The sequence below is a fragment of the Collinsella aerofaciens genome, from assembly GCF_020709435.1.
Classification (GTDB): Bacteria; Actinomycetota; Coriobacteriia; order Coriobacteriales; family Coriobacteriaceae; genus Collinsella; species Collinsella aerofaciens_AU.
Genome location: NZ_JAJFDP010000006.1, coordinates 89,655 through 115,864, shown reverse-complemented (window position 1 = coordinate 115,864; position 26,210 = coordinate 89,655). Strand labels below are relative to the sequence as shown.

15 protein-coding genes are annotated in these 26,210 nt (G+C 61.3%); 10 read left to right on the top strand and 5 right to left on the bottom strand.

Going from position 1 to position 26,210, the window contains the following annotated elements; genetic code table 11:
- The first annotated feature begins 139 nt into the window (after positions 1–139).
- The 7 genes from glgB to LK493_RS05485 all read left to right on the top strand — a co-directional run bounded on the left by glgB (position 140) and on the right by LK493_RS05485 (position 13,475).
- A complete protein-coding gene (glgB, locus tag LK493_RS05515; protein WP_227790403.1) occupies positions 140–2,386 on the top strand; it encodes a 1,4-alpha-glucan branching protein GlgB in 2,247 nt (748 codons plus the stop codon).
- Between the two features lie 92 nt (positions 2,387–2,478).
- The gene (locus LK493_RS05510; RefSeq protein ID WP_227790391.1) at positions 2,479–4,905 is read left to right on the top strand and encodes a glycogen/starch/alpha-glucan phosphorylase; all 2,427 of its coding nucleotides are present in this window, start codon (positions 2,479–2,481) and stop codon (positions 4,903–4,905) included.
- A gap of 104 nt (positions 4,906–5,009) precedes the next feature.
- Positions 5,010–6,158 (top strand): glucose-1-phosphate adenylyltransferase, encoded by a 1,149-nt coding sequence (locus tag LK493_RS05505; RefSeq protein ID WP_006233920.1) that lies wholly within the window; start codon positions 5,010–5,012, stop codon positions 6,156–6,158.
- A gap of 4 nt (positions 6,159–6,162) precedes the next feature.
- Positions 6,163–7,290, top strand: a complete 1,128-nt coding sequence (gene glgD, locus LK493_RS05500; RefSeq protein WP_227790390.1) for a glucose-1-phosphate adenylyltransferase subunit GlgD — start codon at positions 6,163–6,165, stop codon at positions 7,288–7,290.
- 90 nt (positions 7,291–7,380) lie between these two features.
- Entirely contained in the window at positions 7,381–9,636 is a 2,256-nt protein-coding gene (gene glgA / locus LK493_RS05495) for a glycogen synthase GlgA (protein WP_227790389.1), read from the top strand.
- Positions 9,637–9,853: 217 nt separating this feature from the next.
- A complete protein-coding gene (locus tag LK493_RS05490) occupies positions 9,854–13,150 on the top strand; it encodes a 4-alpha-glucanotransferase (RefSeq protein ID WP_227790388.1) in 3,297 nt (1,098 codons plus the stop codon).
- A gap of 88 nt (positions 13,151–13,238) precedes the next feature.
- Positions 13,239–13,475: an FmdB family zinc ribbon protein gene (locus LK493_RS05485; RefSeq protein WP_006233925.1), complete on the top strand. Its 237-nt coding sequence runs from the start codon at positions 13,239–13,241 to the stop codon at positions 13,473–13,475.
- Positions 13,476–13,616: 141 nt separating this feature from the next.
- Here the strand turns inward: LK493_RS05485 and LK493_RS05480 are convergent, their stop codons facing one another.
- From LK493_RS05480 to gltX, 5 genes are all read right to left on the bottom strand, one after another.
- Positions 13,617–15,017 carry an RsmB/NOP family class I SAM-dependent RNA methyltransferase gene (locus tag LK493_RS05480; protein WP_227790387.1) on the bottom strand — a complete coding sequence of 467 codons (1,401 nt, stop codon included), beginning with the start codon at positions 15,015–15,017 and terminating at the stop codon, positions 13,617–13,619.
- Complete coding sequence (gene fmt, locus LK493_RS05475; RefSeq protein ID WP_227790386.1) at positions 15,014–15,934, bottom strand: methionyl-tRNA formyltransferase; 921 nt, start codon at positions 15,932–15,934, stop codon at positions 15,014–15,016. The genes LK493_RS05480 and fmt overlap by 4 nt, the downstream gene beginning before the upstream one ends.
- 362 nt (positions 15,935–16,296) lie before the next feature.
- Positions 16,297–16,833, bottom strand: coding sequence for a peptide deformylase (gene def, locus LK493_RS05470; protein WP_035138252.1), 537 nt, complete (start codon positions 16,831–16,833; stop codon positions 16,297–16,299).
- Positions 16,834–16,851: 18 nt separating this feature from the next.
- Complete coding sequence (priA, locus tag LK493_RS05465) at positions 16,852–19,296, bottom strand: replication restart helicase PriA (protein ID WP_227790385.1); 2,445 nt, start codon at positions 19,294–19,296, stop codon at positions 16,852–16,854.
- Positions 19,297–19,367: 71 nt separating this feature from the next.
- A complete protein-coding gene (gltX, locus tag LK493_RS05460) occupies positions 19,368–20,843 on the bottom strand; it encodes a glutamate--tRNA ligase (protein ID WP_227790384.1) in 1,476 nt (491 codons plus the stop codon).
- Between the two features lie 282 nt (positions 20,844–21,125).
- On the opposite strand from gltX, the gene metK reads away from it, so the two are divergent.
- The 3 genes from metK to LK493_RS05445 all read left to right on the top strand — a co-directional run bounded on the left by metK (position 21,126) and on the right by LK493_RS05445 (position 26,145).
- On the top strand, positions 21,126–22,406 hold the full coding sequence (gene metK, locus LK493_RS05455) for a methionine adenosyltransferase (protein WP_006233933.1): 1,281 nt from the start codon (positions 21,126–21,128) through the stop codon (positions 22,404–22,406).
- Positions 22,407–22,717: 311 nt separating this feature from the next.
- Positions 22,718–24,325, top strand: coding sequence for an L-serine ammonia-lyase, iron-sulfur-dependent, subunit alpha (gene sdaAA, locus LK493_RS05450; RefSeq protein ID WP_227790383.1), 1,608 nt, complete (start codon positions 22,718–22,720; stop codon positions 24,323–24,325).
- Positions 24,326–24,474: 149 nt separating this feature from the next.
- Positions 24,475–26,145 carry a L,D-transpeptidase gene (locus LK493_RS05445; protein ID WP_227790382.1) on the top strand — a complete coding sequence of 557 codons (1,671 nt, stop codon included), beginning with the start codon at positions 24,475–24,477 and terminating at the stop codon, positions 26,143–26,145.
- Positions 26,146–26,210 lie beyond the last annotated feature (65 nt).

The window sequence follows — 26,210 nt, the reverse complement described above, 5'->3', positions numbered from 1 at the left end:
ACAGGTGTTATCGTAGTTTCTGCCGAAAGTTCCACCGAGCACGCGAGGTGGAACGAATCACAGAAACTTCGCCGTCCCTTCGATTCGTGCAGCCTTGGACCTTTCGCATCTAGTCACCAAGGCAACACGCTGCCGCGTCATGATGGGATCAAACGTGAGCGATACAAAGCTAAAGCCAACGGCTAAAAAGCCCGCAACCCGCAAACCGGCTCCGCACGCACCGGAGCTCTCCAAGGACGATGTCTACCTGTTTGGCATTGGTATGTGGGAGCGCAGCTGGGAAAAGATGGGCGCGCGCCCCGACACGCAGCAGCGCACGCGCGGCTGGCGCTTTTGCGTTTGGGCGCCCGATGTAAAGAGTGTCCATGTCATTGGCGAATTTAACGACTGGGATGAGGAAGCCAACCCGCTGGTGCCCGTGCATACGAGCGCTATTTGGGAAGGCTTTATTCCTGGCGCCGAGCAGGGCCAGCTCTATAAATATCTCATCGAGACCAACGAGGGCGAGAAGCTCTACAAGGCCGATCCGTATGCCTTTAAAGCCGAGTGCCCTCCGGGTACCGCGAGCGTGCTGTGGACCCTCGATGGCTATAAGTGGAACGACGCCGCGTGGCTCAAGCGCCGCGCCGGCCACAACCACATGTCGCAACCGCTTAACATCTACGAGGTGCATATTGGCTCGTGGAAGCGCCACGGCGACGCGCCGCAGGGCGAGCCGGACGAGTACGGCAACTACCCCGGCCCCATGGATCCCTTCCCCGCGCAGCGCGGCGAGTTTTACACCTACGACGACCTGTCGGTGGAGCTCGTGGACTACGTGCGCGACATGGGCTATACGCATATCGAGGTCATGCCGCTTATGGAGCATCCCTTCGACGGTTCCTGGGGCTACCAGACGACCGGCTACTACGCCGCCACGTCGCGCTACGGCAATCCGCAGCAGCTCATGCACTTTATCGATGCGTGCCACGAGGCTGGCATCGGCGTGATCATGGACTGGGTGCCCGGCGGTTTTTGCGCCGACTCCCACGGCCTTGCCACTTTTAACGGTCACATGCTGTTTGAGCACGAGATTCACCCTAACTGGGGCACGCACAAGTTTGACTTCGCCCGCGGCGAGGTACGCTCCTTCTTGGTCTCCAACGTGCTGTACTGGCTCGAGAACTTCCACGTGGACGGCATTCGCATGGACGGCGTGTCCAGCATGCTGTACCTCAACTTTGGCATCGACGATCCCGGCCAAAAGAAGTTCAACAAGTACGGTACCGAGGAGGACCTGGACGCCAGCGCGTTTATCCGTCAGGTCAACTGCGCCGTGGAGGCGCACTACCCCGACGTGATGATGATGGCCGAGGAGTCCACCGCGTGGCCGCTCGTGACCTATCCGCCGCAGGACGGCGGCCTAGGCTTCCACTACAAGTGGGACATGGGCTGGATGAACGACACCCTGCACTACATGCAGACCGATTTTCCGTGGCGTCCCGGCAACCACGGCCTGCTCACGTTCTCCATCATGTACGCCTTTACCGAGAACTTCATTTGCCCGCTCAGCCACGACGAGGTCGTGCACGGCAAGTGCTCGCTGATCGGCCGCATGCCGGGCGACTGGTGGCGCCAGTTTGCCGGCCTGCGCACGCTAGCTTTCTACCAAATGACGCACCCCGGTGCAAAGCTCAACTTTATGGGCAACGAGATCGGCCAGTTTATCGAGTGGCGCTACTACGAGTCCATCCAGTGGTTCCTGACCGAGGAGTACGAGACTCACCGTCATCATCAGGCGTTTATCAAGGCGCTCAACCATCTGTACACCGCCGAGCCCGCCCTATACGAGCGCGGCTACACCGACGACGGCTTTACCTGGATCGACGCGGACAACTCCAAGCAGTCCATCGTGAGCTTTGTGCGCCAGGGCGAGGACGTCGATAACGACCTGGTGATTCTGATCAACTTTGACCCGGCGAGCTACGAGAGCTTCCGCGTGGGCGTGCCGCGCGAGGGTGACTGGGAGGTCATCTTCGATTCCGACCGTCCCGAGTTTGGCGGCAGCGGCTATGCCGGTGAGGAGCCCTACACCTGCTCGAGCGAGCCCTATCCCTGGAACGGGCAGATGGACTCCATCGAGATTAAGGTGCCCGGCCTTGCAGGCGTGGTGCTTAAGCGCCGCGGTCCCAGCAGCTATAAGCCGCCCGTGGTCGAGGAGCCCAAGAAGGCGACGCGCAAGCGCATGTCCTCGGTGAAGCCCAAGGCCGCAGCTGCTAAGAAGGCTCCGGCTAAGGCGAAGGCTGCCAAGCCCGCCGCCAAGGCTTCGGCCAAGTCCACCACGGCCAAGAAGGCTGCTTCCAAGGCCAAGGCAGCTGCCGTTAAGGATCCTGCCAAGAAAGCGTAACAAAGCCGTTACCGCTGTAATTACCCGCCCCTCTGGGGCGTAGGATAAAAGTCATAACCGTTCCGGGAGATATCCCCGGGGGAAAGGAACGTATGAATAAGATCTTCGACAACAAGCAGGAGTTTACCGAGCTCTATCGCGATGCCGTCATGAGCATCAGCGGCAAGAGCGTCGAGGCCGCCAGCGACCTCGACCGCTTTAACGCCCTGGCCAAGCTCGTGGCCGAGAAGGCGCGCACCGTTGCCACCAAGAGCGACGCCCGCGCCACCGCCGAGGGCAAGAAGCGCGTGTACTACTTCTCGATCGAGTTTTTGATCGGCCGCCTGCTCGACAACTACCTGCTCAACTTTGGCGTGCGCGACATGGTCGCCGAGGCGCTCAACGACATGGGCTTCGATCTGTCCGTCATCGAGAACCAGGAGCCCGATCCGGCTCTGGGCAACGGTGGCCTGGGCCGTCTGGCCGCATGCTTCCTGGATTCCATGGCAGCCGAGGGCATTGCCGGCTACGGCAACGGCATGCGCTACCGCTACGGCCTGTTTAAGCAAGAGATCGTTAACGGCAGCCAGGTCGAGGCTACCGACGAGTGGCTCACGCACGGCTATCCCTGGGAGGTGCGTCGTCAGGACAAGGCCGTGACCATCAAGTTTGGCGGTCGTGTTGAGGGCTTTGAGGAGGACGGCCGCACGTTCTACCGCACGGTGGACACGCAGGATATCCTGGCTGTTCCCTACGACATCCCTGTCGTGGGCTATGCCGGCGAGACCGTCAACAAGCTGCGCGTCTGGGCCGCCGAGCCGGTCGAGGAGCACTTCGATCTGGAGGCCTTCAACCGCGGCGACTATGCCCTTGCTGACGCCGAGCGCGCCGAGGCCGAGGCCATCAGCGCCATCCTATACCCCAACGACGCCGGCGAGCACGGCCGTCTGCTGCGCCTGAAGCAGGAGTACCTGTTTGTATCGGCCGGCATCTACAGCCTGCTCGACACCTTTGAGAAGGAGCACGGCGCGAACTGGGAGCTGCTGCCGCAGTTTGTGGCTATCCATACCAACGATACCCACCCCGCCATGTGCGGCCCCGAGCTCATGCGCATCCTCATCGACGAGAAGAAGCTCGAGTGGGACGACGCCTGGAACATCGTGACACAGGTCGTGAGCTACACCAACCACACCATCCTGCCCGAGGCTCTGGAGAAGTGGCCCATCGGCACGTTCTCCAAGCTCCTCCCCCGCGTGTACCAGATCATCGACGAGATCAGCCGTCGTTGGCACGAGTCGTTCGACACCACGCAGGAGGGCTGGCAGGAACGTCTGCGTCAGACCGCCATCCTGTGGGACGGCGAGATTCGCATGGCCAACCTGTCCGTGATCTGCAGCCACAGCGTCAACGGCGTGGCAAAGATCCACTCCGACATCATCAAGAACATCGTGCTCAAAGACTTCTATGCCCTGACGCCCGAGAAGTTTAACAACAAGACCAACGGCATCTCGCACCGTCGCTTCTTTGCCGAGGCCAACCCCACCTATGCCAAGCTCGTGACCGAGGCCATTGGCGATGGCTGGCTCAAGGACGCCTTTGAGTTGGAGAAGCTCAAGGAGTTTAAGGACGACGCCGAGTTCCTGAAGGCCGTGGGCGCCTCCAAGCGCGCCAACAAGGAGCGTCTGGCTGCCTACGTTAAGGCCGAGACCGGTCTGGTTATCGACCCCAACACCGTCTTCGATGTTCAGGTGAAGCGCTTCCACGCCTACAAGCGCCAGCTCATGAACATCATGAAGGTGATGGACATTTACAACCGTCGCATCGCCGACCCCAACTTCCATGTGACGCCGACGACCTTCATCTTTAGTGGCAAGGCGGCCTCGAGCTATACCTTTGCCAAGGAGACCATCCGCCTCATCAACTCCGTCGCCGAGGTCATCAACAACGACCCGCGCGTCAACGAGGTCATGAAGGTCTGCTTTATCCCCAACTTCCGCGTGAGCAACGCCCAGCTCATCTACCCCGCCGCCGAGATCTCTGAGCAGATTTCGACCGCCGGCAAGGAGGCCTCTGGCACGTCCAACATGAAGCTCATGATGAACGGCGCCATTACGCTGGGCACCCTCGACGGCGCTAACATCGAGATCGCCGACCTGGCCGGCCGCGAGAACGAGGCCATCTTTGGCCTGACCGCTCCCGAGGTCGAGCAGCTCTGGGCATCCAACAGCTACTTTGCGTGGGATACCCTCAATGGCGACCGCGAGCGTCTGGGCCGCGTGATGGACGAGCTCAAGGACAACACGTTTGCGGGTCTTTCGGGCAACTTCGAGAGCATCTACAACGAGCTCATGAACAACAACGACCCCGACCTGGTCATGGCCGATTTCCGCAGCTACGTGGATGCATGGGAGAAGCTCACGGGCAGCTACGGCGACCAGGAGACCTGGAACCGCAAGGCGCTGCTCAACACCGCCTCTTCGGGCTGGTTCTCGAGCGACCGCACCATTCGCGAGTACCGCGACGAGATCTGGCACGCGTAAAGGCCGCGAGCTCCCTTTGCCGCACGGCATTATTCGGCGGGCGCGACCAGGTGCCGTGCCCGCCGCTAATGGGTTAGAAACATCGATGACAGAAGGAGAAATCGATGAGTAAGAAAGAATGCATCGCGATGCTCCTCGCAGGAGGACAGGGCAGCCGATTGGGGGCACTCACCCAAAAGATCGCTAAGCCGGCGGTTAGCTTTGGTGGTAAGTTCCGCATTATCGACTTTTCGCTGTCCAACTGCTCCAACTCAGGCATCGACACGGTGGGCGTTCTGACGCAGTACCGTCCCTACCTGCTGCATGCCTACGTGGGCTCCGGCGAGGCGTGGGATCTGGACAGCCGCGACGGCGGCGTGTCGATCCTGCCGCCGTACGAGACGCAGACCGGTGGCGCTTGGTATGCGGGCACGGCCGACGCCATTACGCAGAACCTCGACTACATCAAGGCCAACGACCCCAAGTACGTCCTGATTCTTTCCGGCGATCACCTGTATCGCATGGACTACCGCAAGATGCTCAAGACGCACATTGAGAACAACGCCGACCTCACGGTGAGCGTTATGCCCGTTCCGTGGGAGGAGGCCAGCCGCTTTGGCATCCTGACCACCGACCCCGAGGACGGCCGCATCACCAAGTTCACCGAGAAGCCCGATAAGCCCGATTCGAACCTCGCGTCCATGGGCATCTACATCTTCTCGGCCGACGTGCTGATCGAGGCGCTCGAGGAGGACGCTCTGGACCAGCGCTCGAGCCACGACTTTGGCAAGGACATCATCCCCAAGCTGCTCGGCGAGGGCAAGCGCCTGTACAGCTACGAGTTCCACGGCTTTTGGAAGGACGTCGGCACCATCGCCAGCTTCCACGAGACCTCGATGGACCTGCTGGGCAACAACCCCGAGTTCGATCTGTTTGACAAGCACTTCCCCATCATGTCCAACATCACCACGCGACCGCCGCACTACATTGGCCCGGACGGTCGCCTGGACGACTGCCTGGTCTCCAACGGCTGCAAGATCTACGGCACCGCTCGCCACTCGATCCTTTCGACCGATGTCATCATCGAGGAGCGCGCCGTGGTCGAGGACTCCGTGCTGCTGCCGGGCGCGCACGTTAAGAGCGGCGCACACATCTGCCGCGCTATTTTGGGCGAGAACTCCACGGTCGAAGAGGGCGTGAAGCTCGGCTCTGTCGATACCACCAAGGATACGGCCGTCGTTGGAAATGACGTCGTTATCGGGAAGGGGGAATGATCCGATGATCAATCGCAAGGCCATCGGTTATATCACCGCTAACTACTCTTCGACCTACGGCAGCGTGCTGCTCAAGGACCGCCCCATCGCGTCCGTTCCGTTTTTGGGCCGCTACCGCCTGATCGACTTCCCGCTGTCCAACATGATGAATGCCGGCATTAAGACCGTCGGCGTCGTCATGCCGGGCAACTACCGCTCGCTGATCGACCACGTGGGCTCGGGCAAGGACTGGGGCCTGGACCGAAAGAAGGGCGGCCTGTTCATGGTGCCCGGCAACGCGTATGGCACCACCAAAGGCGGCATGCGCTTCTTGCTGCGCGACATCATCTCCAACAAGACGCTGTTCCAGCGCTCGGACAAGCCCTACGTCGTGATGATGGGCACCAACATCATCTTTAACATGGACCTCAACACCATCATCGAGGCGCACGAGAACTCCGGCGCCCAGATGACCGTGGTGTACTGCAAGGCCACGCGCAATGTCGATGACGAGACCAAGCTGCAGATCAACGAGAACGGCCGCCTGACGGGCGTGAGCGCCGGCGTCGTGTATGGCGACAACGCCTCTATGGACTGCTGCATCGTCAACCGCGAGACGCTGCTCGAGATCATCGACCACTACCAGGCCGCCGATTATCTGGACCTGCTCGAGGCACTCCAGGGCGACTTTGGCAACATCGACGTGTGCAGCTACGAGTACAAGGGCGAGGTCGTGGGCGTGTTTAGCGAGAAGTCGCTGTATCGCCGCAGCTTGGACCTGCTCGACCAGACCGTGGCCGACCAGCTCTTTGACCCCGAGCGCCCGATCCTGACCAAGGCTCACGACGTGCCGCCTTCGCGCTACGCGACCGGCAGCCACGCCTGCAACTCGATCATCTCGGCCGGCTGCATCATCAAGGGCACCGTGCGCAACTCGATCCTGTCGCGCGGTGTTGTGGTTGAAGAAGGCGCCTCGGTGACCAACTCGATCATCAACCAGAGCTGCATCATCAAGAGCGGCGCCCGCGTTGAGAATGCCATTTTGGACAAGAACAACGTGGTTCCCACCAACACCGAGCTTCGCGGCACGCCCGAGAACATCCTGGTGCTGGGCAAGGCTCCGTTAACTTCCGATACCACCATCGTACGTTAACGTTGGCACCGCAACATCGCTCGTAACATGTAGAATAGCCGCCCGGTTAGCGCCAGGCGGCTATTCTCGAATTGCAATATGGGAGACAATATGGCTGATTCCAGCAAAAAGATGCAGATCGTGTTTGCCTCGGCCGAGTGCGCACCGTTTGTTAAAACCGGTGGCCTGGGCGACGTGGCGGGCTCGCTGCCTGCGGCACTCGTGCGCGCCGGCGCCGAGGTCATCGTGATGGTGCCCAAGTACGCCACCATCAAGGACGAGTACAAGGCGCAGATGGAGCACTTCTCCGACTTTTACGTGAGCCTAGGATGGCGCAACGAGTACTGCGGACTCGAGAAGCTCGAGCGCGACGGCGTCACCTATATGTTCATCGACAACGAGCGCTACTTTGCACGTGACTATCCGTATGGCTTTTTTGACGACGGCGAGCGTTTTGCGTTCTTCTCCAAGGCCATCACCGAGAGCCTGCAGCACCTGCCCGAGGGCTTTGAGTGTGACATCCTGCACTGCAACGACTGGCAGACCGCGCTGGCGCCCGTGTTTTTGCGCGAGTTCTACCAGGGCCTGCCGCTGTACGACCGCGTCAAGACCGTGTTCTCGATCCACAATGTAGCGTTCCAGGGCCAGTTTAGCGACACCGTGATGGAGGACATCCTGGGTGTGGCGCATATTCCCGCGGCCGCCTCGCAGCTGCGTTGCGACGCCTGCAGCGTCAACTACATGCTGGGCGCGCTGCGCTATGCCGACGCCATCACCACGGTAAGCCCCACCTATGCAAACGAGATTCAGACGCCCGAGTTTGGCGAGGGCCTGGACGGCGTGCTGCGCGAGCGTTCTTACGCGCTGCAGGGCATTTTGAATGGCATTGACGTCGCGGGCTTTGACCCGGCGACCGACAAGCGCATTGCCGCGAACTATACCGTGGAGGACCGCTCTGGCAAGGCCGTCTGCAAGGCCAAGCTGCAGGAAGAGCTGGGGCTCGAGGTTCGCGACGATCGTCCGCTCATGGTGATGGTCACGCGTCTGACGCGTCAGAAGGGCATGGACCTGGTCATGTACGCGCTTGACCGCATTCTGGCCGGCGGCGTACAGGTGGCGGTACTGGGCACCGGCGACCGCGACTACGAGGACGGTCTGCGCTACTTCCAGGACAAATACCCCGGCACCATGGCCGCGCGCATCGAGTTTGACCCGGCGCTGTCGCAGCGTATGTACGCCGCTGCCGACATGTTCCTGATGCCTTCGAAGTTTGAGCCCTGCGGCCTGTCGCAGATCATCGCCATGCGCTACGGCACCCTGCCCATCGTGCGCGAGACCGGTGGCCTGAAGGACACTGTGATCCCGTACAACGAGTTTACCGGCGAGGGCACGGGCTTCTCGTTTAGCAACTTTAACGGCGACGAGATGGGCGACGCCGTGTTCCGCGCGGCACGCCTGTTCTGGGACAACCGCGATGCCTGGAACCAGCTGGTCACGCAGGCTATGAGCCAGGACTTTAGCTGGACGCGCTCGGCCGATAAGTATCTGGACCTGTACTTCTTTATGCATCCGGAGATCGAGAGGCCGGCGGCGGTTGAGGCTGCTGCGCCTGAGACCGAGGTTGCGGCCGAGCCGGAGCCCAAGGCTGAGCCGGTTGTTGAGGCGCCTGCTGCCGTTGAGGAGCCCAAGGCTGAGGCCAAGCCTGCCGCCAAGAAGACCACGACGCGTAAGACGACGGCTAAGAAGGCTACGACGACCAAGGCTGCTGCTACCAAGACCGCTTCGGCGACCAAGACTGCTGGCACCAAGACGACCGCTGCCAAGGCTACGACAACGCGCAAGCGCACGACCGCTGCCGCCAAGAAGGCCACCGAAGTTGAGGTCGCTCACGAGGTAAAGGCCGAGGCCACGGCTGAGGCTCCTGCCACCGAGGCTAAGCTGGCCGCCAAGGCACCGGCTAAGACCGCAGCCAAGAAGACGACCGCCGCTAAGACCACCGCTGCCAAGAAGACCACGGCTTCGAAGACAACGACCACCAAGGCCGCTGCAACGAAGGCTGCCCCCAAGGCCGCTGCAAAGCCGACTGCCAAGGTTGAGGAGACAGGCGCCGAGCCCAAGCCCGCTGCCAAGACCACCACGCGCAAGCGCGCCACGACGACGGCCAAGAAGACCACGACCAAGGCCGCTGCCCTCAAGGCAGAAGCCAAGCCCGAGTTCAAGGCCGCCCCGAAGGCCGAGGCCAAGGTTGAGGCAAAGCCCGAGCCCGCCAAGGTGACTCCGGTCTCCCCCGCCGCTCCGGCCGAGGAAAAGGCCCCGTCCAAGAAGACGTCCGTCCGCAAGGCAACCGCCACCCGCAAGCGTCGCTAATCCGGACGATCCAAAACCCAAACATCACCATACAAGGGGGTGTCGTTAACCGCGACGCCCCCTTGTTCTATAGATTTGGTAAAACGATTTTCTAGGACAACCGTTCGCCGATAGTGAACGGCTGTGGTTTAGACAACTAAAGTACAACGATATACTTAAGAACTGTGCGTTAAGTCCACGACCCGTTGGCCATGAATGTATAGAACTGGACCGTACTATGAGATTGATTCACAACAGCCGCCTGCCGCAGTTTCGCAACCCCTTTGGCGCTGTGACCACTGGAACTTCCGTTGCACTCTCGGTGATTTTGGAGGACGCCGATCCCAACCAGGCAACGCTCACCCTGCGCACCTGGGTCGATGGCGTCGGCGAGACCCTGATTCCGATGGAGCACGAGGGCGATGGCATTTTTACCGGCGAGCTCAAATGCACCGAACCGTGTCTTGTGTGGTACAGCCTTATATGCAATATCGAGGGCCAGCCCGAGGTTCGCTTGGGCGCGCCGCAGGGCCGCACTGGCGGCGAGGGCGTAACCTACGACTACGCCGAGGTACCGTCCTTCCAGATTACCGTCTACAAGCACCGCGAGAACCGTCCCACCTGGTACGAGCGCGGCATGGTGTACCAGATCTTCCCCGATCGCTACGCGCGCGATGAGCATTGGCGCGAACGTACAATGGCCCAACTCGAAAAACCGCGCAAGGGCATTCAGCGCCGCATGGTCGAGGACTGGAACGAGCCGCCCATGTACGAGCGCGCCGAGGACGGCTCTATCAAGACCTGGGACTTCTACGGCGGCTCGCTTAAGGGTATCCAGGAAGACCTGCCCCGCATCGCCGAGCTGGGCTTTACGGCCATCTACCTCAACCCCATCTTTGAGGCCGCAAGCAACCATCGCTACGACACCGCCGATTACACCAAGATCGACCCGATTCTGGGCACAGAACAAGACTTTACCGAGCTGTGCCAGGCAGCCGAGAAGCTGGGCATTTCCATTATTCTGGACGGCGTCTTCAACCACACGGGCGACGACTCCATCTATTTCAACCGCTACGGCAACTACCCGGGCGTGGGTGCCTGGCAGAGCGAGGATTCGCCGTGGCGCGATGCGTTTACCTTCCATGAGGACGGCTCGTACGACTGCTGGTGGGGCGTTGGCAACATGCCAGCCATCAACGAAAAGTCCGAGCTGGTGCGCGAGAGGCTCCTGGGCAAGGACGGCGTGATCCGCAAATGGCTGCGCGCCGGTGCCCATGGTTGGCGCCTGGACGTCGCTGACGAGCTTTCCGACGACTTCCTGGCCCAGATCAAGAAGGCCGTACTTGCCGAAAAGCCCGATGCACTGTTGCTCGGCGAAGTCTGGGAAGACGCTTCCAACAAGATTAGCTATGGCCATCTGCGCCGCTACCTGCAGGGCTCCGAGCTGGACTCTGCTATGGATTACCCCTTCCGCGACATGGTCATCGGCTTTTTGATGGGCTACAAGAACGCCTACCAGGCAGCCGAGGATATCGAGACCCTGCGCGAGAATTATCCGCGCGAGGCTCTGTCCTGCGCGCTCAACCTGTTGTCGAGCCACGACCGTCCGCGCATTATCTCGGTGCTCGGCGGCGGCCCCGACGAGTCGCAGCTGCCCGAGTGCGAGCGCAGCAAGTGGCGCCTGGACGAGAACTCGATGGGCCTGGCCAAGAGCCGCTTTTGGCTTGCAACGCTCATGCAGATGACCTTCCCCGGCGTGCCTTCGATTTACTACGGCGATGAGTACGGCTTGGAGGGCCTTACCGACCCGGGCAACCGTCGCACCCTGCCGACCAAGGAAGACCTGCACGACTTCGACACGCTCGCGATCGTCAAGAACGCATCTGCCGTGCGCCGTGCGCTGCCTTTTATGATCGACGGCGAGATCAAGGCGTTCGCGCTCAACGACGAGGTGCTGGCTTACAACCGTACGGGCAAGGACGGCGAGTCCGCGACCGTCATCATCAACCGCAGCCTGCGCAATTCGCATCGCGTGACAATCCCGGCGCTCGGCGAATGTGCGAGCGATGTCATTAGCGGTCACGAGTGCGAGATCCACAACGGTACGGTCACGCTTGACCTGTATCCGCTGGGTTCGTCGATCATCTACCACCACGCCGAGCAGCGCCTGCAGGAGCCGCTCGATCACGGCGCGGGCGTCGTATGCCACATCACCTCGGTGCCGACCGACGACGGTAAGCCCGGCACGATTGGCGCGCCCACGCGTCGCTTTATCGACCATCTGGCCGCCATGGGCATGCGCTACTGGCAGGTCCTGCCCGTCAACCCGACGGACTTCTTCCGCTCCCCCTACGCTGGCCCTTCGGCCTTTGCGGGCAATATCGACCTGCTGCCCGAAAGCTACGAGGAACTGGCCGCCGACTTTGAGACCTGGAAGGCTCGCGGTGGCGAGGATGCCGATCCGCTCTACACCGCGTTTAAACATCGCAATGCCGATTGGCTCGAGAAGTACTGCGTCTATATGGCCGTCAAGAAGTACTTTGAGGGCGAGTCGCGCCACGATTGGCCGACCGATGTCGCACGCTACAACGAGCATCTGATCGATGACAAGCGCTTCTGTGACGAGGCCGAGCTACAGGCGTACATGCAGTACCGCTTTGACCTGGCCTGGTGCGAGCTCATGAACTACGCGCACAAGAAGGGCATCGAGGTTATCGGCGATATTCCGATGTATGTCTCGGACGATTCGGCCGACGCGTGGAGCGAGCCCGAGAACTTCTGGCTGTCCGATACCGGCAAGGCGATTGAGATTTCCGGCGCGCCGCCCGACAACTTTGCGCCCGAGGGCCAGGTGTGGGGCAACCCGACGTTCCGCTGGGACCATATGAGGGAGACTGGCTACCGCTGGTGGATGGATCGCCTGCGCCGTGCGTTCTCACTGTACGACCGTGTACGCCTGGACCACTTCCTGGGCTTCCACAGCTACTTCAGCATTCCCGCGGGCAAGGCCTGTGCCGACGGGCGTTGGCTGGCAGGCCCGGGCAAAGACCTGTTCCAGACCGCCTACGACGAGCTGGGTCCGCTCAACTTTATTGCCGAGGACCTGGGCTACCTGACGCCCGGCGTTCGCGCCATGGCTTCGACCTGCGGCTTCCCCGGCATGGACGTGCTGGAGTTTAGCGATTACGACGTCCGCAACGGGATTACCCCCACGCCCGGCAAGATCCTGTATACCTCGACGCACGACACCTCGACGCTCGCCGGTTGGTGCACGCGCTCCTTTGCGGGCGGCGATGAGCCGAGCGGTGTTGAGGTGGCGGCCAAGCTGATGAGCGACGCGCTGGCAAGCGATGCTCCCCTGGTGATGATGCCACTGCAGGATGTCCTGGGGCTTGGCGACGACGCGCGCATGAACGTTCCGGGCGTGGCCACGGGCAACTGGACCTGGCAGGCTGACGAGGCGGACATTGCAGCCGCCGAGAACAAAACCGCACAGCTCCTGCGCAACAACCATAGATTCTGGGGCGAAGCGTGATAAAACCCCCGATATAGGGTACAGTTACATACGTTTGAATTTATGCGGGCAGAGTAATCTGCCCGCTTTGTGCTGAAAAGGAAGTATTATGGCGCGCTACGATTACAAGTGCTCGAGCTGCGGCAACGTGTTTGAGGTTGAGCATCCCATGTCCGAGACTCCCGAGGTCGTGTGCCCCAGCTGCGGTGCCCCGGCGGCCAAGACGTTCTCGGCCAGCGGCATTAAATTTGAGGGCAGCGGTTTCTACAACACCGATCAACGAAGCGGCGGCTCCAGCACCAACGCCACGAGCGGCTGCTGCGCCAATTGCCCGCATAGCCACTAGAAACCAAGCAGCCCCGCGACCGGCACCGATCGTAGGGCTGACTCTTTAGCTACCCAGGTTTCCTTGTGAGTTGCGGTGAAATAAGGACTGTTTGGCGGACAGAAGCGGCTTTTCAATCCCTATTTCACCGCAACTTAGTCGTTACTTGTGGACCAGTCTGGCGCAGAAGTGGCCGTCGTAGGAGTCGGCGTTTACGGGAACGCTTTGGAAGAGGCCTCGATCGTTCTGGCGTACGGAAACGAGCTTCTTGGCCTGATCGAATTCGGGGAGTTGCAGAATCTGTGCTTCGGAAAGCGGCGCCACGCTAAAGCCGGCACCCTCGGGAGAAGCAAGGAGCGCGTTCACCACCTGTGTGTTCTCCTCGTCGAAGACCGAGCACGTCGCATAGATGAGCTCGCCGCCGGCAGCCACGCGCGCGGCAGCTTCCTTGAGCATCGTCAGTTGCAGTTTGGGCAGCTCAACCGTCACGTCCTTTTCGGTCAGTCGCCAAGGGATCTCGGGATGACGGCGCATGGTGCCGGTGCCCGAGCACGGCGCATCGATAAAAACCGTGTCGAACTTAACCGGCTCGCCAAGCATGGCATCAAACGATGTGAGCACCTCATCAAGCTCGCAGGCATCACCCGAAACCGTACGAACACCCTGAATACCGGCCTTATGCAGGCGAGCGAGATTCAGATCACACTTGCGATCATGCAGATCGAGCGCCGTATGCTGACGCTCATAGCCCGCACGCTTGGCCTGGCACATCATCACATAGGTCTTGGTGCCGCGACCGGCACCAATCTCAAGGCAGCTTCCAGGGCGCGTGGCAGCCGTGGCGATAAGCTGCGCGTTGAGATCAGATGCCACCGCGGCAGCACGCTCAAACACACCCGAAGCAACGGTAACCTGGGCATCAACCGGGGCATGGCAGCCCGGGAAGACAGGCGCGACGAGCTGCGAGATATACGGATCGGGCTTGGTCGCAAAGGCGTTCTCATGCAGGGCCAGCGGCGCGGGGGCCAGATTGCCAGCAAAGTTGAGCGCACCCTCTGGGGTATCGAACGAGGCCATAATACGAGCGCAAAGCCAACGCGGCAGACCCATCAGGCGCGACAGACGAACCAAGCGTCGCTCAGACTCATCTACATCGGACGCAGTGGCAAAGTTCTCAACGTTGTCCGCGACCTTATGGAGCACGGCATTGGCCAAACCGGCGGCAGACTTAGCTCCGCTGCGCACCAGCTCAACGCCCTGACTCACCGCAACGCGGCCAGGCGTATGCAGATAGAGCATCTCGAAGGCCGAGATACGAAGTGCCATGCGAACACGCGGCGCAACCTTTTTAGGCTTATCGAGAAACTGATCGAGCAGCTCGTCCAAAATACCCTGGGTAGCCGCAACGCCCAGTGCCAAACGAGCGGCAAAAGCGGAATCGCGCTGGTCAATAGCCTTGGCAGATGCGCGAGAGGACAGCACGTCGCGCGCATACATACCGCGGCGATCGGCCTCCATTAGCACATCGAGCGCAAGTTTGCGCGCGGGAGACAGCTTGCTCATGACAAAACACCCCAGATAAGATCGGCACCCTGCAGGCCGGCAGCCCAAGCGGAAGCGGCCATAGCACGCTTGCCATCGGGCTTAACCTCGAGCAACTCAACCGGGCCATCGGAAAGACCAAGGTAAACACGCTTGTTCTTAACGTCAACGGCGCCCTCGCCAAGCGACACATCAGCCGGCGCAGCATCGAGCACACGAACCGTCTTACCGGCAATCATGCAACGAGCAGGCGCGGTATCGGATGAGGCCAGCACATGACGCACGCAATCAAGCGCCGTCATTTGCGGATCTAGACGCATCTCCTGCTTGGAAATCTTGGCAGCATGGGTAACGAGCGCCTCATCCTGCTCGGTCCAAACCGCCGAACCATCGGCAAGTGAAGGAAGTGTATCGGCAAGCAGTTTGCCGCCAAGCTCACCAAGCTCCATGGTCAGCGCCTCAGCATGTTTACCGGCAACCGACGTGGAAGCCTGAGTACAATAAGCACCAGTATCCACGCCATGCCCAATGCGCATGATAGAAACGCCAGCAACCTCGTCACCAGCGAGAATCGCACGCTGAATAGGAGCAGCCCCACGCCAACGAGGCAGCAAAGACGCATGAACATTCACAATACCGAGCGGCGCCATATGCAGCATCTCATCAGGCAAAATGCAACCATAAGCAGCCACACAGAAAATGTCAGCCTGGGCAGCCTGAAGCGCCTCAACAACCTCCGGCGTCATACGATTAGCCTCAACAACCGGCAACCCCAGCTCAAGCGCCTTGGCCTTAACAGGAGACGGTTCAAGCTTCTTACCACGCCCACGAACAGCATCAGGACGAGTAATAACCAGCACAATTTCATTGCCAGCCTCAACAAGCGAAGTCAGCGAAGGCACAGCAAAATCGGGCGTACCCATAAACACAATACGCATAAAGATCGTCTCCTCTCAACCAAAGCCGAGACGGCTACAAATAACAGCGGAAAGCCAAGTACCCAGCCCATCCGCAATAACAATTCAACAAGAACAAATATACCCAAAACCAAAGAAAGAGCCGCAATAAAAGCAGCTCTTCCAACAAAGCATCTATCAGCGAAGACGCCCTTCCCTGGCCCGACGGCACCCGGGCGAAGAGGAGCACGAAAACGCAGTCCCCTTCCGACGCAGGGCTTAGGTTATTGCTCCACGCGCAGTTCCGCACGAGCCGAAGAGCACTTAATGCGCTCTTCGTGCAAGCAGGACTGTTTGAGCATGGAGCAAAACCTAAGCCCTGCGGCGGAAGGGGACGGTGGGACCTACTCCGTCTCGCCCGGTCGAGCGCCGCGGGCCAGGGCGTCCTGGTACTCCTTGACGGCCTTGATCCTCTGCATCGGCTTCAGTCGCTCAAACATAGTGTTGCCGTGCAGATGGTCGATTTCGTGCTGCAGGCACACGCAGAACAGATCGCCCGAGGCCTCGTAGCGAATCAGGTTGGCATCCAGGTCGTACGCCTCGACGACGACATGATCGGGACGCTCGATCTCGCAGCTAATGCCAGGAATGGAAAGGCAACCCTCGCTAAAGGGCACCAGATGGTCGCTCTGCTCAACAATGACGGGATTGATGAGCACGTACGGATCGTAGTCGTTCTTGTCGCTGTAGTCGCAGTCGATGGTGACAAGCTGAATGAGCTCGCCGATCTGCGGGGCAGCCAGGCCGCAACCGCCGTTCTCGAACATCATCTTCTTCATCTTCTCGGCAAGCGCCTCAATCGCCGGGGTGATTTCCTCGATGACGGCACACTCCTGGCGCAGACGAGGGTCGGGCGACAGTACGATTCCGTTGGCTTCCATGGCCATCCTTTCGGGTTGTTACATCAAATCATAGGCGTCGACGTCAACGCTCACGCTCACGCCACGCACGGAGCCCACCTCTTTGAGGCAGGCGTCGATATCATCAGAGACATGGTACCCCACGGGCGACTTCACAAGCAGATGGAAGCGGTAACGGTCCTTGGCTCTCTCGATTACACACGAAGCCGGGCCCAGCACCTGCGGTACCGCGCTGCCCGCCCGCAAAAAGTCGGGCGCGGCGGCATGCCAGCGGCGCTTAAGAAGCTTTGCAATGCGCCCGATGTAGTCCTGCGCGTCGTCTCGGTTCGCCGACCACACCAAGATGTTGACCAAGCGAACAAACGGCGGGTACAGCGCGTCGCGGCGCTGGTCCAGGTCGTAGTCGGTAAAGATCGAACGGTCGTGCTCAGCGACGGCGCGAATTACCGGGTCATCGGGCAGGTAGGTCTGGATGATCACCTCGCCGGGACGATCGCCGCGACCGGCACGGCCCGCCACCTGTTCCAGCAGGTCGTAGGCGCGCTCCCCTGCGCGGAAGTCCGGCAGCTTGAGGGCGAAGTCGGCATTGACCACGCCCACGAGCGTGACCTCAGGAAAATCGAGACCTTTTGCGATCATTTGGGTGCCCAGCAACACGGCGCAATCCGCCGCATCGAACTGCTCGAGCAGCTTTTTGTGCGCATCCTTGCCGCGCGTGGAATCGGCATCCATGCGAATAATGGCGACATCCTCGGGAAACATCTGGTGCAGTGCGTCCTCGATCTGCTGAGTGCCCAGACCCATTTTTGCCAGGTAGCGACTGCCACATTTGGGGCAACGGCTCGTGGGCGCGGGATACGGCTGCACGCGCCAAGACGAACCGCATGTGTGACACTGCAGCGTGTGCGTGCGCTCGTGATACGTAAGCGCGGTGGAGCAGTGATTGCAGGTGGGGACGCATCCGCACTCGCGGCACATCAGAAACGGCGCAAAGCCACGGCGGTTATGCAGCAGCACGGCCTTCTCGCGGCGCTCGACCACACGCTCTAGGCCCTCCATCAGCGGTTTTGAGAACATGGAACGGCTGCCGTGCGAGAACTCACGGCGCAGGTCGGCGATCCGAACCGTCGGCAGGACTGCGTGTCCCGGGCGCTCGGGCATCTCGACGCGCGTCCAGGTGGCACCGTTATACGTGCCACGGCGGCAGCGATCGAGGGCCTCAGCAGAAGGCGTGGCGGAGCCCAACACGAGCGGGCAGCGGTAGCGCCGCGCCATCTCGGCCGCGACCTCGCGCGCATGGTAGCGCGGACTAGAGCCCTGCTTATAGCTGGTCTCGTGCTCCTCGTCGATGATGATGAGACCCAGGTCGCTGAGCGGGCAAAAGAGCGCCGAACGCGCGCCGACGACAACGCGGGCCGCACCGCTGGCGACCATATCCCACTGGTCCAGGCGCTCGCCAGCAGAAAGACGCGAATGGAACACGGCTACCGTCTCGCCAAAGCGCGAGCGGAAGCGGCCGACGGTCTGGGCCGTCAGCGAGATCTCGGGCACCAGCACGCAGGCCGAACGGCCGGCCGCCAGCACGCGCTCAATCGCCGAAAGGTAAACCTCGGTTTTGCCGGAGCCGGTGACGCCGTCGACAAGGACCACGTCTCCGTGGGCGTCCAGACGGGCGCGCTCAATCTGCGCGAGTGCCTGTTGCTGGCCGTTGGTAAGGGAGACCGGCGCCTTACCGTTTGCTGAGGACAGCGTGGTCTGCTCGATGCAGCCGCGCCACGCACGCCGCTCTTCCACCACCACGACGCCGCGTTTTTCGAGCGCCTTAATGGTCGCCGACATACTGTTGTAGAGAAGGTTGAGGTCGCGCGTCGTGACCGGCCCGCACTGGAGCGCCTCGATGAGCTGACGCTGGCGGACAGCAGTCCTGGGCGGCGTATAGTCGAAACCCTCGGGCGTGAGCATGACCCAGCGGTTTTGGATAGGCTTGACGGCGGGGCGCACAACTGTCCACACGCCGTCGTCGCCCTTGACCACACGCGGGCTGACGCCCGGGGGCAAGAACAGGCGCAGGCACTCGGAAAGCGTCGCGACATACTCGCGGCTCATCCAGCGTGCGATACGGGCAGCCTCGGCGGTAAAGAGCGGTTTGCTGAGGATAGCCTCGATAGGCTTGATGCGCGCGGGATCGAGAGCGCTGTTGCCCTGCAGGTCGTCCAGCTCAGGCGCAATGTCGACGATATAGCCCGCGGCGGCACGGTTACCAAAGTGGACCAGGACCGTGGATCCGATCTGCGCCTCGTTGGCAAGGGACCGGGGAATGCCGTAAGCAAACGGCTCGGACAGCGCACGGGTGGGAATGTCGAGGACTACGCTCGCATAGGCGGCGACGGGTTCAGGTGCGAACTCAGGCTTGGCCGGAGTCTCCTCCGGTTCCGGCGAACCAAACAGTGACAGTTGCTCGGCCATGGTCTCTGTACCTCCCATCCCATACGTCTTTAGAAACAAGAGCCCCACTCGTGGTGAGCGGGGCTCGGATACATGCGTTTACACGGCTGCTACAGCGCCATCGTGCGGGCGCGGTCGATGCGCGCCAGGCAGTCGTCGCGGCCGACGAGCGCCATGGTCTCGCCCAGTGGAGGGCTCACCATGTTGCCGCAGACGGCGACGCGCACGGCCTGGAACACCACGCGCTTCTTAAGGTCCATCTGCTCGGGCAGCGGCTCAAGCGCGGCGTCGATGTTCGCGGCGGTCCACTCGGTGACACCCTCGAGCGCGGCCTTGGCGGCGTCCAGGATGGCACCCATGCCTTCCTTGGCTAGGCCCTTGTTAACGGACTTCTCGTCATACTCGAGCGTCTCGGCCGTGGCAAAGATGGGAGCGGCGACGGTCACGGCGTCGGTCGGCATCTTAGTGCGCGGCTTGACGATAGCGGCAAGCGCGTCGATCCAGTCCTCGCCGTACTCGACGTTGCCCTCGATGAGGCCCGCCTCGTGCAGCTCGGGGACCATGATCTCGTCGGCAAACTGGGCGTCGGACATGCCGTTGATGTACTCGGCATTGACCCAGTCGAGCTTCTTGGGGTCGAAGGTCGCCGGGTTCTTGGAGATGCGGTCGAGCGAAAACTTGCTGGCCAGGACATCACGCGGAATGATCGTAGTCTCGCCGTCGAGCGACCAGCCGAGCAACGCCAGGTAGTTGACGAAGGCGTCGGACAGATAACCGGCGTCGCGGTACTCCTCCACCGAGGTGGCGCCGTGGCGCTTGGAGAGCTTCTTACCGTCGGCGCCCAGAATCATGGAGATGTGGGCGAACGTGGGCACGGGCGCGCCGAGGGCCTCGTAGACCATGACCTGGCGCGGGGTGTTGGACAGGTGATCGTCGCCGCGGATGACGTGGGTGATCTTCATCATGGCGTCGTCGACGACGGTCGCGAAGTTGTACGTGGGCGTGCCGTCGGAGCGGAAGATAACAAAGTCGTCGAGCTCCTTGGCATCGAAGGTCACCTCGCCGTGGACAGCGTCGTGGATGACGACGTCGCCGCGGTCCTCGGGCACCTTGATGCGCAGGACGTAGGGCTCGCCGGCCTCGATGCGGCGACGGGCCTCCTCGGGATCAAGATCGCGGCAGCGACGCTGATAGCCCTGGAAGGGGTCCTTGCGCTCCTGCGCGGCCTTGCGGTCGGCTTCGAGCTGCTCCTTGGTGCAGAAGCAAGGATAGGCCTTGCCCTCGTCCCAAAGCTTCTGGGCGGCCTGCTTGTACAGGTCCAGGCGCTCGGTCTGGGCGTAGGGGCCATAGTCGCCGCCCACCTCGGGACCCTCGTCCCAGTCCAGGCCAAGCCAACGCATGGCGCGCAGAATGATCTGCGTGTTCTCGTCGGTGGAGCGGGTGGGGTCGGTGTCGTCGATGCGCAGGATGAACGTGCCGCCGTTTGAGCGGGCGAAAGCCCAGTTATAGATAGCGGTGCGGGCGCCGCCGATGTGCAGCTTGCCCGTCGGTGAGGGTGCAAAGCGGACGCGAACGTCTGATGCCATGGATATCTCCTCGATTGCAGGATGGATGTCTAACCGCACCAGTATAAAGCAACAATGCGACCTCCGCACAAAGGGCACCGACCCACTCATTGGGGACAGACTTAAATGACCAGTCTTTGGCAACCTGTTGGCATTTAGGTAAGGCTGGTCATTTAAGTCTGTCCCCAATGAGTAGGTGCGGAAAGGGTGTGAATGTTTGATTTACGCGCTATGATGAGCCCTTGCATAGAGAGCCTGGCGGAATGGTAACGGTCGCCGGGACACGTTTTTGAAAGGACAATCATGTCAGAAGAACTTCGTTCCATCCCACCCCAACACGGGTCCTTCGTATTTACGTCGGAGTCGGTGACCGAAGGTCATCCCGATAAGATCGCTGACCAGATCAGCGACGCCGTCCTCGACGCAATCCTCGCCAAAGAAATAGAGCTCCAGGAGCAGGGCTACATCGCCCCCAACGGCGTGCCTGCCAACGTGGAGAACGTCCGCTGCGCTTGCGAGACCCTCGTGACCACCGGCACCGTCATCGTCGCCGGCGAGATCCGCACCCAGGCCTACGTCGACGTGCAGGAAATCGCCCGCGGCGTTATCCGCCGCATTGGCTACAACCGTGCCAAATTCGGTTTTGACTGCGACACCTGCGGCGTTATGAGCCTCATCCACGAGCAGTCGCCCGATATCGCCCAGGGCGTCGACGAGTCCTTCGAGACCCAGACCGGCGCTACCACCGACCCGATCGACCTGATCGGTGCCGGCGACCAGGGCATGATGTTCGGTTATGCCTCCAACGAGACCAAGACCCTCATGCCCATGCCGCACTACCTGGCAAGCCGTCTGGCTGAGCGCCTGGCCGCCGTGCGTCACGACGGTACCCTCGCCTATCTGCGTCCCGACGGCAAGACCCAGGTCACCGTGCGCTACGAAGACGGCAAGCCCGTCGAGGTAACGACCATCGTCATCTCCACGCAGCACGCCGCCGAGATCGAGGACATGGGCAAGATCAAGGCCGACCTCATCGAGCACGTCATCACCCCGGTCATGGACGCCGAGAACATGCCGTGGGACAACGCAGACATCTACGTGAACCCCACCGGTCGCTTTGTCGTGGGCGGCCCCATGGGCGACACGGGCCTCACCGGCCGCAAGATCATCGTAGACACCTACGGCGGCTACGGCCGTCACGGCGGCGGTGCCTTTAGCGGCAAGGACTGCACCAAGGTTGACCGCTCCGCCGCGTATGCAGCGCGCTGGGTCGCCAAGAACGTGGTCGCCGCCGGCCTTGCCGACCGCTGCGAAGTCGAACTTGCCTACGCCATCGGCGTTTCCAAGCCCCTCTCAATCATGGTCGACACCTTCGGTACCGCGAATGTTGCCGAGGACAAGATCGTCGAGGCCGTAGAGAAGACCTTCGACCTGCGCCCGGGCGCAATCATCCGCGACCTAGATCTGCGTCGCCCCATCTACGAAAAGACGGCAGCCTACGGTCACTTTGGCCGAGAAGACGCCGACTTCACCTGGGAGAAGACCGACCGAGTCGAAGAACTCAAAGCAGCCTGCGGCCTGTAATTAAGAGCCGCTAAGGTCACAACACGCATGCGCTTTCAAAAGAAGCACCGCCCCCAAGCGGTGCTTCTTTTTTATTAATCCGGTGGTGAAGATGCTTCGATATGAGCCTACGCTGCGTCACCAGCTAATGAATTTTGCAGCACACGCGCCTCTACCATGTATCCTTAGTTCCGAGGGCTTTGGTATTTGGTCGGTCGCGAGTTCCGCACGAGCCGGAGGCCACTTAATGTGGCCTCCGTGCGAGCCAGGACTGTAGAGCAGGCGACCAAATACCAAAGTCCTCGGAACGACGGGATAGAACAGGAGCACCCATGGCAGGCAAGCCGCAAACACTAGCTACGACCTCGGCATTCGAGATCTTGGGCCCCGTCATGGTCGGCCCCAGCTCATCGCACACCGCCGGCGCCCTGCGCTGCGCCCAAGTTGCCGCCAGCCTGCTGGAAGGCCGCATCACCAAAGTCACCTTTGGCCTGTGGAACTCCTTCGCCCACACCTACCGCGGCCACGGCACAGACCGTGCGCTCGTCGCGGGCATACTGGGCCTCGACACCGATGACGAGAACATCAAGCAGGCCTTCGACCTCGCGCGCGAGCAGGGCCTCGAATATCACTTTGACATCAAGGGCGACGACGCCTCCATCCACCCCAACACCGTCGACATCGAAATGGTCGACGACACGGGCGCCACGGCACAGGTCCGCGGCGAGAGCCTGGGCGGCGGCAAGATGCGCATCAGCCGCATTAACGGCGTCGGCGTCGACATCTCGGGCATGTATTCCACGCTCTTCGTGGCGCACAAGGACGTCCCCGGCGTGCTCGCCGCGCTCACCAACCTGCTCGCCTACGCCCACGTAAACATCGCCTTCTGCCGCACCTACCGCACCGAAGTGGGCGGCCAGGCCTACTCCGTCTTTGAGACCGACGGCGCGCCCGACGACACCGTCGTCCCCATGCTGCGCAAGCTCGACAATGTCGATTACGCGACCTTTATCGAGCTCCCCGGTTCTGCCTCGTCGCTCTCTCCCGGCGTCTCGGCCAAGGAAATCTTCGACGACGGCGAGCAGCTGCTCGATGCGTGCGAGGAAATGGGGCTCAGCATCGGCGCCGTCATGGCCGTTCGTGAGGCGCGTCTGACCGGCGAGGCCCACGCCGTCGCCGCCATGCGCCGCGTGCTCGACGTCATGCGCGAGGAGACCACGGCCCCCCTCGCCAATCCGCAGCGCTCGCTCGGTGGGCTAATCGGCGGCGAGGCCAAGCTCGTCGAAGCCACCGGCCGCAACGATTTGAGTGCCAGCCTGATGGGCCCCGTTCAGACCGATGCCGTGGCCCGCGCCATGGCCGTGCTCGAGCGCTCCGCCACGATGGGCGTGATCGTCGCCGCCCCCACGGCCGGCTCCGCGGGTGTTGTGCCCGGCTGCGTGCTGGCGCTCGCCGATCGCCTGCAGCTCGACGACGAGCAGGTCATGGACGCGCTATACTGCGCAGCCGCCATCGGCCTCAACCTCACCACAAGCGCCTGCGTTGCCGGCGCCGAGGGCGGCTGCCAAGCCGAGGTCGGAAGCGCCGCCGCCATGGCAGCCGCCGCGCTGGTACAGATGCTCGGCGGCACGCCCGAGCAGGCGCTTGACGCCAGTTCCATCGCGCTAAGTAACCTGCTGGGCCTCGTTTGTGACCCCGTCGGTGGCCTCGTGGAGGTGCCCTGCCAAAACCGCAACGCCATCGGCGTGGCAGCGGCCTTTAGCTCGGCACAACTCGCCCTCGCAGGCATTAAGAGCCTGGTGCCGTTTGACCAGATGGCACATGTCATGCTCTCGGTGGGTCACGCGTTGCCGGCCACGCTGCGCGAGACGGCAAAGGGCGGCATCGCGCAGGCTCCGGCCGCACTTTCGGCCTGTGCAAAATGCGGTGTGTGCGGATAGCGGCAAAGAACGACTCAAAGGTGGGACAAATGTCCCACCTCTTTTGAATGCCACCGTTTCCGTACCACAAACAGCAGGGCAATCGCTATAATGCAAGCCCAGTAAAAACACGATGAACCGCAAGGCGAAAATCGAAGGATATGCATACGATGTCGCAAAACGATCGAACTCAACTGATTCCCGATCCGCAGCAGCCGAGCAGGCACACCGGCGGCGTTCAGTCGCCGCGTCCTATCGCGCCGAGCCACGGTCAGCAGCGTAGTGCAGCAAACGCTTCCCAACACCCGAACCAACAGCGACAGCAGCGTCAACAACGTCAGCAGCGCCAGGCAAACGGCAATGCGCCCAAGCAGCCCCCCACGCACGCTCGAGGCGATCGCGGCCCCGCGCGCAAACCCGCCGAGAACAATAAGTCGGGCAAAAAGACGACGTTATTTGTCGTCCTGGGCCTAATCGTCATTGTCTATATCGTAGGCGTCGTAGCATTTTCGCAGGTAGCCTACCCCAACACCACCATCGCCGGCGTCGACGTCTCGTTCTCCAACGCTTCGTCTGCCGCCACCAAGGTCAATTCGGCATGGAAGCACTATAAGCTCGCCGTGACAGGCGATGACTTTAGCTGGACCTATCAGCCCGAGTCCGATGAACCCATCGTCGATGGCGAAGCTGCCGCAAAAGAGATCATCAACCACAACGAAGCCTTTATTTGGCCGGTCCGCCTTGTGGAATCCTTAAGCGGCAAGACCAAAACAACCGCTACCTCCAACGAAGTCGATCTTGATCAAGACGTCGACCTGTCCATGCTCTCCGACACCTTTGACCAAAAGAAGTTTGAGAAGGATCTGGGCGCCGCCATCAACGAGTTTAACGAGGGCCGTTCGGGCACGTTCGAGGCAAATAGCTCCTATGACGAGCAGGCCGGCAAGTTTACCGTCGAGAAGGCGCGCTCCAACGAAAAACTCAACCGCGAGCATGTCATTAAGTATGCCGAGCTCGAGCTTGCCTCGCTGGCCGAGTCCGTAGATCTTTCCAAGCTCGGCAACGATGCCTATGAGCCGCTCAATGGAACGCTGACCGATGATCAGATTCAGGCCGCATGCGATGCCGCCAACAACTTCCTGGGCGTCAACGTGACCCTCAAGCTCAACGGCGAGGATGCCGGCAAGGTTGATGGCAGCTCCGTATTGCAGTGGATCAGCTTTGCCGATCCCGCCAACCCAACGCTCGATACGTCGCAGATCAGCAACTGGGCAGCCGAACTCGCCAACGGCTTTAATACCGTGGGCTCCACTCGCTGGTGGACGCGCGCCGATGGCAAGCAGTGCGCCGTCGAAGGCGGCGACTTTGGTTGGTCCATCGACAGCAGCTCGCTCGCCAAGCAGGTCGAGGACGCCATTAACAACAAGCAGACCGGCGAAATCGAGATCAAGTACTCCCAGAAGGCCGAAACCTTTACCGCAAAGGGAGAGCCCGACTGGAAGGCGTATATCGACGTCGACTTGTCCGAACAGCACGCGCGCTACTATGACGAGAGCGGAAATATCGTTTGGGAGGCCAACTTTATCTCGGGCAAGCCGGGCGAGGACGCCACGCCCGAGGGCGTCTGGCAGATCAACAGCAACGACGGCGGCAGCACCCTGATCGGAGCCAAGGACCCCGAGACCGGCAAGCCCAAATACGAGAGTCCGGTGAGCTACTGGATGCCGTTTGAGGGCAACATGATCGGCTTCCATGATGCCACCTGGCAAAACGACAAGAGCTTCGATAACGCCGAGTCCGACTGCATCAAAGTCGGCCTATGCGTGGTTGTCCACTCGTAGTGCAACGCGCGCATTCCTACAACGTGGAACCGCTGCGACCAATCTAACAGTTCCGAAAGAAACCG

Bases quoted from the DNA above. Each gene is read 5' to 3' on its own strand.
- gltX (WP_227790384.1), bottom strand. From the start codon at position 20,843: ATGGCATCAGACGTTCGCGTCCGCTTTGCACCCTCACCGACGGGCAAG.
- LK493_RS05490 (WP_227790388.1), top strand. From the start codon at position 9,854: ATGAGATTGATTCACAACAGCCGCCTGCCGCAGTTTCGCAACCCCTTT.
- glgA (WP_227790389.1), top strand. From the start codon at position 7,381: ATGGCTGATTCCAGCAAAAAGATGCAGATCGTGTTTGCCTCGGCCGAG.
- def (WP_035138252.1), bottom strand. From the start codon at position 16,833: ATGGAAGCCAACGGAATCGTACTGTCGCCCGACCCTCGTCTGCGCCAG.
- LK493_RS05480 (WP_227790387.1), bottom strand. From the start codon at position 15,017: ATGAGCAAGCTGTCTCCCGCGCGCAAACTTGCGCTCGATGTGCTAATG.
- LK493_RS05510 (WP_227790391.1), top strand. From the start codon at position 2,479: ATGAATAAGATCTTCGACAACAAGCAGGAGTTTACCGAGCTCTATCGC.
- metK (WP_006233933.1), top strand. From the start codon at position 21,126: ATGTCAGAAGAACTTCGTTCCATCCCACCCCAACACGGGTCCTTCGTA.
- glgB (WP_227790403.1), top strand. From the start codon at position 140: ATGATGGGATCAAACGTGAGCGATACAAAGCTAAAGCCAACGGCTAAA.
- LK493_RS05505 (WP_006233920.1), top strand. From the start codon at position 5,010: ATGAGTAAGAAAGAATGCATCGCGATGCTCCTCGCAGGAGGACAGGGC.
- priA (WP_227790385.1), bottom strand. From the start codon at position 19,296: ATGGGAGGTACAGAGACCATGGCCGAGCAACTGTCACTGTTTGGTTCG.
- LK493_RS05445 (WP_227790382.1), top strand. From the start codon at position 24,475: ATGTCGCAAAACGATCGAACTCAACTGATTCCCGATCCGCAGCAGCCG.
- glgD (WP_227790390.1), top strand. From the start codon at position 6,163: ATGATCAATCGCAAGGCCATCGGTTATATCACCGCTAACTACTCTTCG.
- sdaAA (WP_227790383.1), top strand. From the start codon at position 22,718: ATGGCAGGCAAGCCGCAAACACTAGCTACGACCTCGGCATTCGAGATC.
- LK493_RS05485 (WP_006233925.1), top strand. From the start codon at position 13,239: ATGGCGCGCTACGATTACAAGTGCTCGAGCTGCGGCAACGTGTTTGAG.
- fmt (WP_227790386.1), bottom strand. From the start codon at position 15,934: ATGCGTATTGTGTTTATGGGTACGCCCGATTTTGCTGTGCCTTCGCTG.